Source organism: Gordonia sp. ABSL11-1, assembly GCF_030315685.1.
In the GTDB taxonomy this organism is placed as follows: domain Bacteria; phylum Actinomycetota; class Actinomycetes; order Mycobacteriales; family Mycobacteriaceae; genus Gordonia.
The window spans coordinates 30,894-45,589 of the sequence record NZ_JASXSI010000032.1 but is presented as its reverse complement, the minus strand read 5'-3'; the positions used below and the strand labels follow the sequence as shown (position 1 = coordinate 45,589).

Annotated in this window: 14 protein-coding genes; 5 read left to right on the top strand and 9 right to left on the bottom strand. The window is 62.6% G+C overall.

The features are described 5' to 3' along the window. Positions 1-89 precede the first annotated feature (89 nt). The 3 genes from QSJ19_RS24185 to QSJ19_RS24175 all read right to left on the bottom strand — a co-directional run bounded on the left by QSJ19_RS24185 (position 90) and on the right by QSJ19_RS24175 (position 3,308). Positions 90-878, bottom strand: coding sequence for a cyclase family protein (locus tag QSJ19_RS24185; RefSeq protein ID WP_286323582.1), 789 nt, complete (start codon positions 876-878; stop codon positions 90-92). Positions 879-1,047: 169 nt separating this feature from the next. Continuing rightward, entirely contained in the window at positions 1,048-2,307 is a 1,260-nt protein-coding gene (locus tag QSJ19_RS24180; RefSeq protein WP_286323580.1) for an acyl-CoA dehydrogenase family protein, read from the bottom strand. A gap of 206 nt (positions 2,308-2,513) precedes the next feature. Next, complete coding sequence (locus QSJ19_RS24175; RefSeq protein ID WP_286323578.1) at positions 2,514-3,308, bottom strand: SDR family NAD(P)-dependent oxidoreductase; 795 nt, start codon at positions 3,306-3,308, stop codon at positions 2,514-2,516. Positions 3,309-3,826: 518 nt separating this feature from the next. On the opposite strand from QSJ19_RS24175, the gene QSJ19_RS24170 reads away from it, so the two are divergent. Continuing rightward, entirely contained in the window at positions 3,827-4,705 is an 879-nt protein-coding gene (locus QSJ19_RS24170) for an IclR family transcriptional regulator (protein ID WP_286323577.1), read from the top strand. Positions 4,706-4,743: 38 nt separating this feature from the next. On the opposite strand, the gene QSJ19_RS24165 is transcribed toward QSJ19_RS24170, so the two are convergent. The 6 genes from QSJ19_RS24165 to QSJ19_RS24140 all read right to left on the bottom strand — a co-directional run bounded on the left by QSJ19_RS24165 (position 4,744) and on the right by QSJ19_RS24140 (position 10,818). Continuing rightward, complete coding sequence (locus QSJ19_RS24165) at positions 4,744-5,679, bottom strand: NAD-dependent epimerase/dehydratase family protein (protein WP_286323576.1); 936 nt, start codon at positions 5,677-5,679, stop codon at positions 4,744-4,746. A gap of 117 nt (positions 5,680-5,796) precedes the next feature. Beyond that, positions 5,797-7,332 (bottom strand): class I adenylate-forming enzyme family protein, encoded by a 1,536-nt coding sequence (locus QSJ19_RS24160; RefSeq protein ID WP_286323585.1) that lies wholly within the window; start codon positions 7,330-7,332, stop codon positions 5,797-5,799. Positions 7,333-7,343: 11 nt separating this feature from the next. After that, a complete protein-coding gene (locus QSJ19_RS24155; RefSeq protein ID WP_286323575.1) occupies positions 7,344-8,279 on the bottom strand; it encodes an SDR family NAD(P)-dependent oxidoreductase in 936 nt (311 codons plus the stop codon). A 90-nt stretch (positions 8,280-8,369) separates the two neighbouring features. Continuing rightward, positions 8,370-9,746, bottom strand: coding sequence for a thiolase C-terminal domain-containing protein (locus QSJ19_RS24150; RefSeq protein ID WP_286323574.1), 1,377 nt, complete (start codon positions 9,744-9,746; stop codon positions 8,370-8,372). A 111-nt stretch (positions 9,747-9,857) separates the two neighbouring features. Beyond that, positions 9,858-10,268 (bottom strand): Zn-ribbon domain-containing OB-fold protein, encoded by a 411-nt coding sequence (locus tag QSJ19_RS24145; protein ID WP_286323573.1) that lies wholly within the window; start codon positions 10,266-10,268, stop codon positions 9,858-9,860. Between the two features lie 58 nt (positions 10,269-10,326). Continuing rightward, positions 10,327-10,818 carry a flavin reductase family protein gene (locus QSJ19_RS24140; protein ID WP_286323572.1) on the bottom strand — a complete coding sequence of 164 codons (492 nt, stop codon included), beginning with the start codon at positions 10,816-10,818 and terminating at the stop codon, positions 10,327-10,329. Positions 10,819-11,351: 533 nt separating this feature from the next. Between QSJ19_RS24140 and QSJ19_RS24135 the strand changes: the two genes are divergently transcribed. Genes QSJ19_RS24135 through QSJ19_RS24120 form a run of 4 tightly spaced genes read left to right on the top strand, consistent with a single transcriptional unit; the run spans position 11,352 to position 14,693 of the window. Beyond that, the gene (locus QSJ19_RS24135) at positions 11,352-12,137 is read left to right on the top strand and encodes an SGNH/GDSL hydrolase family protein (protein ID WP_286323571.1); all 786 of its coding nucleotides are present in this window, start codon (positions 11,352-11,354) and stop codon (positions 12,135-12,137) included. Between the two features lie 6 nt (positions 12,138-12,143). Further along, positions 12,144-12,962, top strand: coding sequence for an SDR family NAD(P)-dependent oxidoreductase (locus tag QSJ19_RS24130; RefSeq protein WP_286323570.1), 819 nt, complete (start codon positions 12,144-12,146; stop codon positions 12,960-12,962). 4 nt (positions 12,963-12,966) lie between these two features. Beyond that, entirely contained in the window at positions 12,967-14,502 is a 1,536-nt protein-coding gene (locus QSJ19_RS24125) for a flavin-containing monooxygenase (protein ID WP_353507175.1), read from the top strand. Continuing rightward, positions 14,502-14,693 (top strand): hypothetical protein, encoded by a 192-nt coding sequence (locus tag QSJ19_RS24120; protein ID WP_286323569.1) that lies wholly within the window; start codon positions 14,502-14,504, stop codon positions 14,691-14,693. Before QSJ19_RS24125 ends, QSJ19_RS24120 begins: the two co-directional genes overlap by 1 nt. The last annotated feature ends 3 nt before the right edge of the window (positions 14,694-14,696 follow it).

The following is a 14,696-nucleotide window of genomic DNA, read 5'->3' as shown; positions in this document are numbered from 1 at the left end:
TCAAACAAGCCCATTTCGGACCGGGTGGTTTCGCAGAGCAGACGAACGAGCAGTCCGCAGCGCATCAGATCAGATGACGAACAGCGGACTCACACGACCAACAGCGGGTTGACGGGGCTGCCGGATCCGCCGGTTATGCGTAGTGGTGCGGTGATGAACATTCCCGCATAGGCGTTGTCTGCGACTGGTTCCCGGAGATCGAGAAGCTCGATGAATGAGATACCGCGCTTCGTGATCATCTCGCGATGCACTTCGATGAACTCGTCGCCGTCGCGTCCGAGGACCTCCACCGCAGGATTGTCGGCCCCGACAGCGGCGATATCTCGATCGGCCAGATACCGTGCGCCGCCCATATCGAGACCGGGGGTGCGGTCGAGGGGGACTGAGTAGCCCTCGCGAACCCCGTCGAGATAGTGGCGGAGCCAACCGGTGTGAATCAGCACGATATCGCCCCTGCCGACTTGCATGCCCGCCATGACTTCAGCGGCCTTGAGCATGTCAGCTGTGACCGCCTCGGTCTCCGGGAGATGGTCAACGTTGGCGGCGGCGGCCACATCGAGCACCACGCCACGTCCCACAATCCCTCCCACTTTGTCGATCCCGCACCGATGTGCGCCGTCCGATGGCGTGAAAGATGAACTGGGGAATCCGTTGTACACCCGGTGATCATCGAACACATGCGACAGGGCATCGATATGAGTGCCATTGTGAGTGGGTGTGATGAGTAGGTCCGCGTTGGCGCCGGCCCCTTGTGGGGCGCCGGCGGCCGACCAACGGTGCTCATCCCGTTCCGTCGTGAGCGTTAGGCGTTGGGAGGGACCGCGGTAGGCGAAGACGGGAACGCCTTCGCGTTGGATCGGCAGGCCCAGCGGGTACACCTGACCGGTGCGTACTGAATGTGCTGCGGCGACGGTTCGGTCGGGGGTGATGAGATTCAGGGCGCCTCGTTCATCCTCGTGGCCCCAACGCCCCCACGAGTCAGTCATCGCGGCAACGGTGCCCGACGACACTCGTCTGGGCGTGGGGTGAAAGCGGCGGGCACGGCGGTCATCGTTTCTTGGCGGTGGCGACGAGTTCGCGCGCGACGTCGACGAGCCAGATGTTGTCCACGTGGAGGTGTTGGGCGGCGACGTTCGCGTCCCGGACCACCCGCCCGAGAACTGACGGATTGCGGAATGCCTGTGTGCCACCCCAGAGGCGAGCGAAGGCAACGACCTCTTCCATAACCCGGTGCACCCACACCGCGGCGTGGCGCATACGCGCTCGGAGTTCGGTGCTGATCTGCCCTTCCTGAATGGCCTGGGCCTCGGCCGCCCGATAGGTCTCCAGAAGGTAGGCCCGCGCGCTGTGGTACTGCGCGTCGGCCTTGGCGAACTCGAACAAAAATACCGGATACTCGTCCACAGGGCCGGGATAGCCGCGTCGGCCTTTGCCTTCGGTGATCTCTGCGACTTCCTGAAGAGCGCGTTTCATGATGCCCAGCGCGACGCCCGCATGCCCGGCCACCGCGATGCCATCTTTGCCCAGGGCGAAGACAGACTCCGGGCGCACCGGGTCGAGCGAGTAGGCATCCATGATTCGGTCGTCGGGCACGAAGACCTTGGTGACGTCGATGTCGTGACTTCCGGTGCCTGCCAGGCCGGTGACGTCCCAGTTGCGCACGATGTCACCCGAGGTGCTGGGCAGGACCGCGTACAGGGCCTGCCGGGCGCCCTTGTCATCGAGGAGGGGAGCGCCGTCGGCGTCGACCACGGTGAAACCCAACCCGAACCAGTCTGCCCAGTCCGAGCCGCTGGCAAAGGTCCATCGCCCCGATAGAATATAGCCGCCGTCGACTTTCTCCCCCTTTCCCACCGGTGCCGCAAATCCGGCGACCATGCTCTGAGTGGTCGGCGAATAGAGTTGGGAGGCACCGGCTTCGGGCATATATCCGGCGATCATTCCGGCGGCGCTGATGTTGACCATGGCGATCCAGCCGGCAGAGGCATCGGCACGGGAGAGCTCTTCGACAACCTCGATGGCATCGATGGTGCTGCCACCGGATCCGCCGGCGGCCTCCGGGATGCCGGCCCAGAACAACCCTTGCTCGCGAATCGCGGCAACGGCTTTCCCGGTGACCTTCCCGCCTTGTTCGGTCTCGTCGGCCTCGGCATCGATGAGTGCCGCCACTTCGCGTGCACGGTCGATCAGGAGGTTGCGGACTTCGTGCTCGGCAGCGTCGGTTGCTGATGTGAAGTCGGTGGTCATGGTGATCGTCTCCTTGCGGAATGTGGAACTGTCGGCAAAGCCGTCGATGAACTCACGCACCTACCCACCACGTGGTGTGGCGCCGTGCGCTGTAGCCAACGACAAGCACTGGCGCGAGTCTGCTGAAATTGCCAGTTCACCGTGGCAAGCGTTCAATAATGCGAACACAGGATCGCGATTGCAAACAAACCCTACAGTGTTCCAGATCACGTGTCAATCGTCTTCCGGGCGCTGTCACTCCACAGATTTCGGCCCCAGAGACGGGCTCAGGTGGTGGCCGCCGCCTGATTCATTGCGGCCGTGAGTTCGCCAACGGTCGGATTGCGTCGCAGTGTGAGACCGCCATTGACGTGGAGGGTCTGGCCGGTCATGAAGCATTCGTCAGAGGCGACAAAGACTGCGGCATTGGCCACGTCCTCGGCGGTGTTGAGGCGCCCCAATGGGATCTCGCGGCAGAATGCTTCGACTACGCCTGGTGCGGAGAAGCGCTCAGCCATAGGGGTTTGGGTGTATCCGGGGGCGATCGAGTTGGCGCGAATGCCCGCCCTCCCGTAGTCGTTCGCGACAGATCTGGTGAGGTGCTCGAGGCCTGCCTTGGCGCCCATGTAAATGCCGTGATTCTCGAACATGATGGAAGCGACCGCGCTGGTGACGGTGATGATCGAACCGCCCTTGTCCTGCATGGAGTCAACGGCGGCCTGAAGGAAGTAGAAGCCGCCCTTGAAGATGGTTGAAGCCATCGATTCCACGTCGTCCTCGGTCGTATCGAGAATGGTTGTCGGCAATAGGCCGGTAGCCGCGGTGCTCACGGCGACATCGACACCGCCGTGTAGCCGTGCCACCTCGTGGAAGAGGTCGAATACCTCGGTTCGTGAGCGGACATCGCAGGCCAGCGCCGATGCCCCGCGGAGCTCGGCGAACCGGTTGGCCTCGTCAATGTCTCGGCCGGAAACGACGACGTCGGCGCCTTCGGCAATGAAGGCGCGTGCGATCGTCTGTCCCATGTTTCCAGGCTTCGACGCACCCAGTACCAGTGCGGTCTTCCCTTTGAGTCGTGTCATGGTTCGCTTTCTGGTGCGGGGGGCTACGGGAACTGTCGGCGAGGTGCCGAACCGGATGTGGTCGGCCGATCCGAACGCGGTGCCGTGTTGCGGGCTGACGATGCACCGGCGCAATTAGTGTGACGTAAACCATGAACATCGTCAACAGGTGACTCGGGGCACATAGCGGGGAATTGCCAGTTCGAATCGTGAGTTCCGTGAGTATTCCGGTCTATGGTTTGCGTTGAATCGTAGTCGCGTAGCCTCTGATCGGCCCGCGGCCAGGAGTGCGCGACAATCGACCGGCCGGAGTGTGGCCCCGCTGCTCACCTCGTCGAATAGGCGGAGTGGCCGCGGCCCTCGCCGCAACCGCCACCATCGTCGCCCACGGCCTACGACGGTTGCGTGCTCCCGGGGAATGCCCTTGCCTCGGTGTATGGTTTGACGTACCGACCCTGTCGGGGACGGCGATAACGTCGTGCCTCAGTGTGATGTAGAGAGGGATTTTGGCTGTGGCTAGCCCACCCATTACGCGCGTGATGCGGGTGCTCGACTATCTCGCATCGCATCCAGACGATGGGTTCACGGTGTCTGAATTGGCTCGACGACTCTCGCTCAACAAGGCGACCTGTCATGCGATCGTGACCACTCTCGCCGAACGTCGGTACCTTACGAAAGAGACGTCCAGTGGCCGGTATGCGTTGGGGCCTGCGCTGATTCCGCTTGGGTTGGTCGCCGAGCGGCGATTCCAGCCGCTCGATCTGGCCAAAGATGAACTCAATGCGCTCGCCGACGATCTCGGCGTTGCCGTGATGACAAGTATCCGTGACGGAGGCGAGATTCTGCACCTGACCTACTACGGTCCGATGACCATCTTCGGCGCAATGGCCCGACCCGGGCAGCGGTTGCCGCTGGTACCGCCGCTGGGTACCACCTTCTTCGCATGGGCGCCTGATGATGTCGTGAAACAATGGCTGGCGGGAGTCGACGCGGATAGCGAGTCGGTCGAGGTGTACCTCGAATCACTGGCGGAAACCCGCGCCGCAGGGTATGTCGCGTCGCGCGACATACCCTCCTGGCGTTCGGTGTTGACCACGGTTGAGACCAACGACCTCGACTCGGCCAACACGCGGCGGGCCATCGAGACACAAATAGGCGGAACGGGTTTGGGCTCCTACCTCCTCACTCCTGACGGTGAGGCCGATGTCGCCTCGCCGCGGTCCAACGCCATCTTCATCGCTGCGCCGGTCTTCGACCCCGCCGGAGATGTTCGGCTGGCGGTCACCGTGCACCTTCCCGACAGCAGTTCGGTGACGATTGACGAGGCTGTCGATCGACTACTGAACCTGACCTCACATATGACAGTAGCCATCGGGGGTCACATTCCCCTCCGCCAGGATCGGCTGCGCGTCGAATAGTCGCCGGGGCCGCTTGCGGTGACGGCCTCCGTCGGCGGTCACCGGGTGCTCTCGACACGAGGAAGCACAGTGCGATACTCGCGGTGGCCGATATCGGTGAGGATATCCAGCCTGGTGGCGTCCGGTTGCCAGCCTAGCTCGGTACGGCTCCGGTGGGCACGTGCCCGGCTGCATACGCTGAAATAGATGATGGCTGTGGTCTTGCCCCAAATATCAATTGCTTGGCTCAAATCGATGCTCTGGCAAGGGACCCCGATGTCATCGGCCACGGCCCGGGCCAATGTCCGGTAGCTGGTCTCGCCCGAGACCGCATGGTAGATGCCGCTGGCCTGATCGTCGTCCACAATCATCCCGTACAGTGACGCGACGTCGTCGACATGCACATTTGAATACAGATTGAGCCCGGCTCCGAGGTATCCCACAAATCCGCGTTCGATGGCGCCGCGGTAGAACTCTCGAATCATGGGGCATCCGCCGTGGCCCCAGATCATTCCGGGCCGAACGATGGCGGTGCGGACCCCGCGATCGGCGAATCCCAGCACCTCGTTTTCGGTATCAACCCGTGCACCAATGTATTTCGACGGTGTGAACTGGTCAGCTTCGGCGAAAGTGTCTTCACTCCAGTCGCCATCTGTACGCTGAGACAACACGCCGGTACCCGAGGTGAAGAGAAACACCGCGCCTGTGCCGGCGAGCGAGTCGAGGAGCGCCCGGACCGCCGTGCGTTCCGGCTCCATCAGCAGTTGCGCGGCGAAGACGACGGCCTGTGCGCCGTCAACCGCGGCGACGGTACTCGCGATGTCAGCGAGGTCCCCCCGGACTACTTCCGCGCCGGCCGCCCGCGCCCTTGCCGCAGCAGAATCGCTGCGGACAAATCCCGAGACGGCATGCCCCTTGTCCGCGAGATGCCGGGTGATCGCTGATCCGAGAAATCCACCTGCGCCGAAAACTGTTATCTTCATGAGGTTTTCCAATCCGTGAAGTCTGGGACAGAGTATGTGGGGCCTGGTGACGCCTACCTGACCGATTGGTGCCCGGAGGATTTCGACCGAGTCCGATGGCGTCGCGATCGTAAGGTTGTAGGACGGTTGTCAGGGTGCGTCGCGCCTGCTCGCGGCCAGTTCGCGTACCTTGCCCTTTGCGATCTTGCCCGAGGCAGTCATCGGTAGATCCTTGGTGATGAGGAGTCGGGTGGGGAGCTTGAACCTCGCGAGGTGTCCGGCGCAGTGGTCCCGTACCTGGTCGAGATCGAGATCCTGACCGGGTTTGAGTGACACCACCGCCACGATCGTCTCGCCCCACCGCTGGTCGGGAGCGCCGACGACTGCGACCTGATTGACCGCCGGGTGAGCAGCGATTACTCGTTCGACTTCGATTGCGGCCACGCTTTCTCCGCCGGTCTTGATGACGTCCTTCACGCGGCCGACCAAATACATGTCACCGTCGGCATCGAGCCTGGCGATGTCGCCGGTGCGGAACCAATTGTCGCCATCGAAAGCCTCGGCGTCGGCGGCGGGATTGTTCCAGTACCCGCGCGTCACGGCCGGGCCCCGAAGCCACAGCTCGCCGGGCGAGTCGGGAACGTTCACCTCCTCGCCATCCTCGAGCGAGACGATACGAACATCGTTCAAGGACAGCGGTTTACCCACCGAGGTCGGCTTCTCGTCGATCAGCTCAGGAGCGAGTGCGACTGCCGTGCAGCACTCGGTCATTCCCGCGGCCATGTAGACCTTCGTGCCGTGTTCGCGGAACGTGTTCACCTGGTCGACCGGGATCGCCGCACCCCCGACATTGAGCGAGCGCAAGCCGGACAGATCGGTGTCGTCGAAACCCGGCGTGGCAAACAGCACGCCAAGCGCTGCGGTGACGGTATCGATGCGTGTGACACCACGATCGGCGATCGCGGCAATTGCCGCCTGCCCACTCATCTTGGGGAGCAGTACGATCTCGCCGCCATAGGCCCAGATGGTCGGTGGGTTGGTCGAGAAGCCTGCTGTGTGAAACAGCGGGGTCATGACTAGCCCCACGTCGTCGCGCTGCGTTCCGAGCAGGCGGGCAAGGTTGATGGCGTTACTGAGAATCATGCGGTGCGAATGCACGACACCCTTGCTGCGTCCGGTGCTCCCGGATGTGTAGAGAATGGCGGCGGGATCGTCGAGATCCGGTGAGCAGCGGCACAGTGGCGTATTGCCCGCCACCAATGCGCCGATGCTTTCGACGCCGGTGCCGTCGGCCGAGAGGATGTGGACCGACTGTGTCTCCGGACGGTTGCGCAACGACTGAGTGAACTCCTCTCGGACATCGTCTGAGACGACCAGCATCGATGGACGCAGATCGTCGACAACCCATTCCCGTTCAGGCGGAGCCAGTCGCGGATCAACTGGCACGAAGACAGCACCGAGGTCCATCACGGCAAACATGGTGAAGATCAGCGACGGGTGGTTGAGTCCGGCGTAGACAACCCGATCGCCTGGGCGCAGACCTCGCTCGAGCAAGCCTGCGGCGAGGGATTCGAACGACTCCACGACTTCTGCGTAGCTGAAGGTTTGCTCGTCGAAAGTCAGAGCACGTCGATCAGGATCACGAAATGCTCTGCGGCGAAACAACTCTGGATAGTTCTTCTCCATTGGGCTACTGCTCATCTCGTGGGGTTGTCGGCCGCTTCGCCAGGTGCGGGCGAGGTGTGATCGCCGCTGGGGGCGCCGCGGATCTCATCGATCTCGGGCATGTGTGCAGCGACATCGAGCGGGAGGAAAGGGAACCACCCATCGCCGTTCCACCGAGTGAATCCGGCTGCAGCGCTGGTTCCGCCGTCGATGTGGAGGGCCTGGCCGGTCACGTACCGGGATAGTCCGGAGGCCAAGAAGAGCAGGCCACCGGCCCAGTCCTCGAGGTCGCCGCCACGACCGAGGGGGATGGTCGCGCGATAGCGTGCGCTGACCGCCTCCGGTGAAGCGTGTTCGTGTCCGAGGATCTTCAACAGTGCGGGAGTCTCGAGAATATCGGGAGCCATGGTGTTGACACGGATCCCGTCCGGCGCGAGTTCGACAGCCAGCGAAGCGCTCATGCTGGTCAGGGCGGATTTCATGGCGGCGTAGACCGAAATGGCCGGTGCACCGCGGTGAGCCTCGATAGAGGTGACATTGATAATCGAGGCACCCGCGCTCGACGCTGCCGAACCCTGCCTCAGCAGTGGCAGGAAGCAGCGAATCGCGGCGATTGGAGCGTGAAAGTTCAGGCGCACGAGGCTATCGATGGCGTTGTCGCTCAGCTGATCGAGTTCGGACCAGAAGGTCCCACCAACAATATTGACGAGGATGTCGATGCTCTCGCCAGCTGCCTTCCGTGTCTCCTCCAGCGCGTCTGGTCGCCGCGCATCACCGACGACTATACCGATGGCCTCGCCCAGTTCGGCTTGGAGTGCCTGCGCGGCTTCGGCATCTCGGTCGAGTACGGTGACCTGGACTCCGCAGCCGACGAAGGCGCGGACCGACATTGCGCCGAGGCCGCCGGCGCCACCGATGACCACGGCGGTCTTACCCTCCAGCTGGGCAAGTTGATTGAGGTAGTTCACGAAGTCTGCTCTCGTCGAATAGTTCTCAGTTGGATAGCCTCAGCCGGGGTATCGCCTGGGCCTATGCCGTTTGTGTAGCGATGTGTGTGATCACGGCCCGTCTGGTGTCTGGCTCCACACGATGAAATTGTTCCAATCTTGAGTGAATCCGCCGGACAGACCCACCGTCGCGGGTTGAGTGATCTGCCGTTTACCCGCCCGGAGCTGAATCTGCTGAATCGAGTCGGTGTGGCTCCACCATCGGGTGCGTCCGCCGCCGATGTTGCCGCCGCTCGGAGAAACCGGATGTGGGCCGGAAATACTGATGTCGGTCTGGTAGAGGTCGAGTGCCTCGCCTGGCCGTATTCCGGCGTAGCCGAATCCCTCGATATGGAACGGATGCAAGAAGCTGAAACCGTCATAGCAGTTCTCGAAAGCCAGGTCTGCCGCGGTGACCTGGGCAGATTCGTATACCCGCCGCGCGGTTGCGGCGGCGAGGTCCTCGGCTTCTTCGAGTGTCTGCATGGTGCTGCGCGGCGCGACTCCGGTGTACGACTCACCATCGACGACCCCGGTTCCGGCATGACCGAGGACATAGGCCGGGCGGTGGCGAAGGTCGATGGCACGCTCTGATGTGGTGATCACATAGGCCGCCGCGGCATGGATGGGCAGATCATTGTCGAGCAGATTGGCCGGCTCGGCGATCGGCCGAGCGTGGACGTAGTCGTCGATCGTGATCGGGGTCGGGGAATGCTGGGCCCAGTACCCCTCGGGAAAGAGCAGCCCGTTGTCCCGAGAGTTGACGACGAAGGGCGCCATCATTTCGCGTGTCTTGCCGTACTTGTGTAGGTAGCGACGAAACTGCGTGGCGATGCCGAAACAATTCGTGCCGGCGACGCCGTACCCGTGCACGCCGTACTTCGCGTTGCCCGTCTGCACTGATTCGGCAGTGGCGCCGCGGACACCGTAACGTCCAGGAAGATTGTGCCACGCTTTCACCGCTACGCATGTAGTGCCCACGCCCCTACCGACGGCTTCTGCGGAGGCGGCCAGCACCATCGAAATACATTCAGTGGCAAGGATTACGAGTTTCACCCCGGATAGTTCGGGCAGATTGAGCAAGAGCCACTGCGGACTCAGCTGCGCCACGCCGTCGAGAGGGTTCGAGGAGGAGATGAATTGTTCGACTACCTCTTTGGGTACCGACTCACCAACCGGCCATGGCGAACCTCCCGCGGTCGTCTTGCAGTCCATCACGAGCAGATCGACCTCGCTGGCGTCGACTCCCGCATCCTTGATGGCGGTGCGGATCGCCGCGATTGTCTGTGCGCCGATCGCGGTATCCGGAGTGCCGTCCCAACGCCTGGCGGTGGGGGAATGTCCGATTCCGACAGCGGCGACCTTGCCGCGGTAGGGCCACGGACCCAGTCCGTCGTGAGTGCGGTAGAGCCCGGCGGCCGACTCCTTGATGGTGGGCGCAGGTGCCACGGGTGTGTCCTCGCTATCTTTCGGTCAGGAGTGGTGCGTTGAACGGGGAGGCTTGTGGATCGGCGCGGGCAACTCGGTCGGGAGCTGGCCGAAGCGTCAATGCGGTGGCGGTCATTGCAGCACCCATTCGGGAACCTTCTGGTCAGTGGCCACGGTGGGAACAAAGGTCACACGGACCGCGAGCCCGATCTCGACATCGCCAGGGCTGCTGGCGTGAATATGCGAGACCATCACGATGCCCGGGCACTCGTTCAACTCGATCACAGCGGCCGCGAAGGGAAGCTCGTCGCGTAGCACCGCGATCTGTGTGTCGTGGACAATGGCAAACGAGTAAATCGTGCCGTCGCCGGAGACCTGTCGCCACACCAGCCCGATGGAGTGCGAGCATGCCGAACAGTTGTGCTTGGGGGGGTACTGCCAGCGGTCGCAGTCGGTGCAGAACTGAATGACCAGTCGATCTTCGTTGGCAGCGGCGTAGAAAGGTGCGTCGAGTTCATCGGGTATCGGTGATTGTCGCGGCATCAGAAAGCCTTTCGGTGCGCGTGAGTACGCGGAAATGCCGTGCTGGGCAAGCTCATCGCTACCCCAGCTGACGGTATTCGCTGCGGAAGAAGACCAACGGCGGTTTCGAGGAGTCGAGGTCAAGCTCCCGGACGCGGCCGAAGACGACGTAGTGATCGCCGGCCTCGGTGACTTCGGTGATATCGCAGTCGATCCATGCGATCACATCATCGATGATGGGGGAGCCGCTGCTCGCCGGCCGCCAGGGAATATCGGCGAACTTGTCGCCTCCCTTCGCGGAGAACGCGCGGCTGTAGGGCTCCTGGTGGGCGCCGAGCACATTCGCGCAGAAGGTGCCTGCCGCGAGGATCTCCGGCAACGTGGTCGAACTCTTCGATGGCAGGAAGGCGACCAACGGGGGGTCGAGCGAGACAGAGGTGAATGAACCCACGGCGATCCCGACAGGGTTGTGCTCGGTCGAGATGGCTGTCACCACGGCCACGCCTGTGGGGAAGTGTCCGAGCACACGCCGGAACTGGGGCGCCTCGGGAAGGATCGATGTGCCGTCCATGGATACCTCACTCGTCTTTCATGTGGATGCGCACGCTCATAGCGGTCGATAGACAGCCTGACGGGACTACGTTCATATATATGAATACTCGTTCGTATATACGACCCAATGATGCCGACAGTACTCAGCGGTGTGACGTGGCGCAACCAGCGTCTGGCGTGTGATCAGTCGCTTCCGCTATTGACGACTGTGGTCTACGACACCTACAGTGTTCAATAATACAGTCGAATGTTCATATATACGAACGGACTCATGTGAATCACCGCCAGCCTTCGTCGTCGACCCAGCAGGGTTCTGGTTCGGCAGCTACCGCACCAGACGATGCCCCACCGGTACCAGCGCTGGATCGATTTGTGGTTGGTGGCGCCCCCAATGGGGTGCGTCTTCCCGAAAATGTGCGTGGCCGGCTGCCGGCTGATACCTGGGACGCCGCGCATGTGAGCGCTGGACTGGCACTCCGGCTGGTGTCCTATGCCGAGGCCGTGGCGGTTGATCTCGTAGTGTCCCCCCGCCACAGGTTGGCGGCTCCAACCATGGGAGAGGTGATCTCGGTCTGGGTTGGTTCTGAGTGCCGGGCGGCGGTCGAGGTGCCGGAATTCGGCGGCCGGGTACGGGTGCCACTGTCCTCGGACGGTGAGACGCACACCATCTACCTACCTGAATCGCGACAAGCGTTCCCGACCGGGTTGGTGCCGATCGGCGGGTGCATTCTTCCCGTAGAGCCGGCCCCCCGGTGGATCGCGTACGGTGACTCCATCACTCAGGGTTGGTCGGTTTCTGACCCGGGCCGGTCATACCCGGCGATCGCCGGCCGATCGTTAGGCCTGGACGTCTGGAACCTGGGCTTCGCCGCATCCGCCCGCGGTGAACTGGTCATCGCCGAGTATCTCGCGACCCTTGAATCGCACGTCGTGACACTCGCATTCGGAACCAACAACTGGAGCACCATCCCGACCGGTGCGATCCACCTCGGCGGGATAGTGCGCGACTTCGTGGGCATCATTCGGGGTGTTCGCCCGCAGGTTCCGATCGTGGTCATCAGTCCGATAGTGCGACCGGCGGCGGAATCCACGCCCAATCTCCTCGGAGCGACGCTTACTGAGCTGCGCCGCGCAATTGAGGACACAGTGAGCGAACTCGCGTCCACAGATCGGGCACTGGCGTTGATCCCTGGCGCGCACCTCGTGGACAAAGCGGATCTGGTCGACGGAATCCACCCTGGTGACGCCGGCCACCTACAGATTGCAGACGCGCTGATCAGTGCGATTGGTGACGTGACAGATATTGGGAGACAGGAAAATTCGAGTGAAGGCGAGTAACACTCCGTGAGTACCAATAGTGACAACCGATCATGCGGCGAAGCCTGGGATATCGGCCTCGCAGGGCGGAGCGCGGTGGTCGTCGGTACGGGCCCGGCCATCGGCCGAGCATGTGTTGAGGGGCTGGCCCGCGTGGGGGCGCAGGTCGCATGTCTGGATCGCGACGCGAGTGCGGCACACGACTCGGCGGCGGCCGCACGTGCCCTCGGCGTCGAGAGTTCCGCGCATACGGTCGATGTTCTTGATCGGGAGTCTGTCCATGACACCTTCGCCCAGATCGCACGTCAACGCGGTGGTATCGACATCCTGGTCAATGTCGTCGGGTCGTCGCGGTGGTCGCCGACCGCAGATGCTTCAGATGATGACTGGGACACGGTATTCGCGCTCAATCTGCGACAGCAGTGGGTGGTTGCGCAAGAAGCTCTGCACCTGATGATTCCCGCGCGGCAGGGTTCGATTGTGGCCATCTCGTCGGTCAGTGCGTTGGCTTCATCGACGCTGCACGGTGCCTACGGTGCGGCAAAGGCCGGGGTCAACAGCCTCGTGAGGACGTTGGCTATCGAGAACGGTCAGTACGGGGTGCGGGTCAATGCCATCGCTCCGGGAACGATCGACACGCCCGCGCGCGCCGGCGACACCGCGTTGGCGGCGAAGGTGCCTCTGCAACGTCGCGGACGTCCTTCCGATATCGGTGGCGCTGCAGTATTCCTGGCGTCGGCGGCAGCGTCGTACATCACCGGACAAGTACTCGTCGTCGATGGTGGCGTATCGGCCACACATGCCTTGATCGACATGAGTTCGGACGACCAGAACCACAGTGAGTAGAGACATGATGACACTGAGAAGCCGCAATCGCGGACCGGATCCAACGATCGCCATCATCGGGGTCGGTTTCGCCGGCATCGGGGCGGCGGTGAAACTGCGTCGCGCGGGGTATCGGCGGATCACCCTCTTCGACCGCGCCACAGGACCGGGTGGTACGTGGTGGCACAACACCTACGTCGGAGCGGAGGTCGACACGCCTTCGGTCCTCTACAGCTTCTCGTGGATGCCGTGGAATTGGAGTCGTACACACGTCCGGCAGGCCGAGCTCCAGCAGTATCTGTCAGCGGTCGTCGACGCCTACGACTTGCGCAAGGATTGCCGATTCGGTGTGGATATCCAATCGGTGATCTGGGATGAGGACGCGTGCGAGTACTCGATCATCTCCGGGGGAGAAGAGATCATGCGGGCACGATACGTGGTGAGTGGAGTCGGACTGCTCAGCGACCCGAACATCCCGAACCTTCCCGGGTTGTCGAGTTTCGAAGGAACAATGTTCCACTCTGCCCAGTGGAACCATGACGTCGATCTCACCGGCAAGCGGGTGGCGATCGTTGGATCCGGATCGACGGCGACACAACTCGTCCCGGCTCTGAAAGGGGTGGCAAAACAAGTCACGATGTTTAGTCGTGAACCAAACTGGATTGTCCCCAAGCGCGCCCGCGACTACACGCCGCGAGAACGTCTGGCCCTGGAATCGCCAGTAGCTCAACGCATCGTGCGACTGAAGACGTTGTTCCAGCGAGACCGGGCGCAGTTCGGTGCCGCGCTGTGGCGGCCGGGATCGCGCCAGAACCGTGCAGCTGAAGCCGGGGCACGACAGTATCTCGAATCGTCTCTGGAAGGTCACCCGGACCTCATCGAGGCTGTGACGCCCCGACATCCATACGGGGGCAAGCGCCCGGTGATCAGCGACACGTACTTCCAAGCCCTGTTGTCGGACAACGTGAAACTCGTATCGCGAGCGGTTGCTGAGGTCACCGAGAATGGCGTGATCGACGCCGCAGGTGATCATCACGAAGTCGATGTGCTGATCATGTCGACCGGGTTCAAAGCGGAGTTCCTCTCGACCCTCGAGGTGATCGGGAGTGAGGGGAAGAGCCTGCACGACTATTGGGATGGCGATGATCGGGCATTTCTGGGCCTGATGGTGCCAGAGTTTCCGAACTTCTTCATCATGTACGGACCGAATACCAACGGCGGCACCATCGTCTCCAACCTCGAACTGCAGGCGTCGTTCGTGAGTTCCACGATCCGGCATGCCGAGCGGTGTCGTGCCAAGTTCGTGGAGGTCCGCGGTTGGGCGGCAGATATCTACGATGTGGTGGTGCAGCGCATGCTCGCCGGGACGGCATTCCAGTACGAGCACAATTACTACCGAAGTGATTCCGGACGCATTGCGACTCAGTGGCCGGACGGAGTCATTTCCTATGGCGTACTCACCAAAGTGCTCAGGTCTCCGTTCCTGCGCTATGCGACGGGAACACGTCGTTCACCAGTGGTGACGGCTACACAGCCTGCGCCGAGAGAAGGTGACCACTGATGAGATATGCAGCGGCCGGAGTCGTCTGCGTGGCGACCGCGGGTGTCGTGTTGAACGGTCGGATTCGCAAGGCGTTCGACACCATTGAGGCCATCAGGGTCCTCTCGGCGGTCGACACCGGTTCGATTGTCAGTGGGGCAGCGGCGCCAACCACGACCGCGACCGAGCCCGTTCCCGGCTCACCGTCGTAATCC

Coding starts and splice junctions, on each gene's coding strand:
- QSJ19_RS24175 (WP_286323578.1), bottom strand. CDS start 3,308: ATGACACGACTCAAAGGGAAGACCGCACTGGTACTGGGTGCGTCGAAG.
- QSJ19_RS24170 (WP_286323577.1), top strand. CDS start 3,827: ATGCGGGTGCTCGACTATCTCGCATCGCATCCAGACGATGGGTTCACG.
- QSJ19_RS24160 (WP_286323585.1), bottom strand. CDS start 7,332: ATGGAGAAGAACTATCCAGAGTTGTTTCGCCGCAGAGCATTTCGTGAT.
- QSJ19_RS24145 (WP_286323573.1), bottom strand. CDS start 10,268: ATGCCGCGACAATCACCGATACCCGATGAACTCGACGCACCTTTCTAC.
- QSJ19_RS24140 (WP_286323572.1), bottom strand. CDS start 10,818: ATGGACGGCACATCGATCCTTCCCGAGGCGCCCCAGTTCCGGCGTGTG.
- QSJ19_RS24135 (WP_286323571.1), top strand. CDS start 11,352: ATGGGAGAGGTGATCTCGGTCTGGGTTGGTTCTGAGTGCCGGGCGGCG.
- QSJ19_RS24125 (WP_353507175.1), top strand. CDS start 12,967: ATGATGACACTGAGAAGCCGCAATCGCGGACCGGATCCAACGATCGCC.
- QSJ19_RS24120 (WP_286323569.1), top strand. CDS start 14,502: ATGAGATATGCAGCGGCCGGAGTCGTCTGCGTGGCGACCGCGGGTGTC.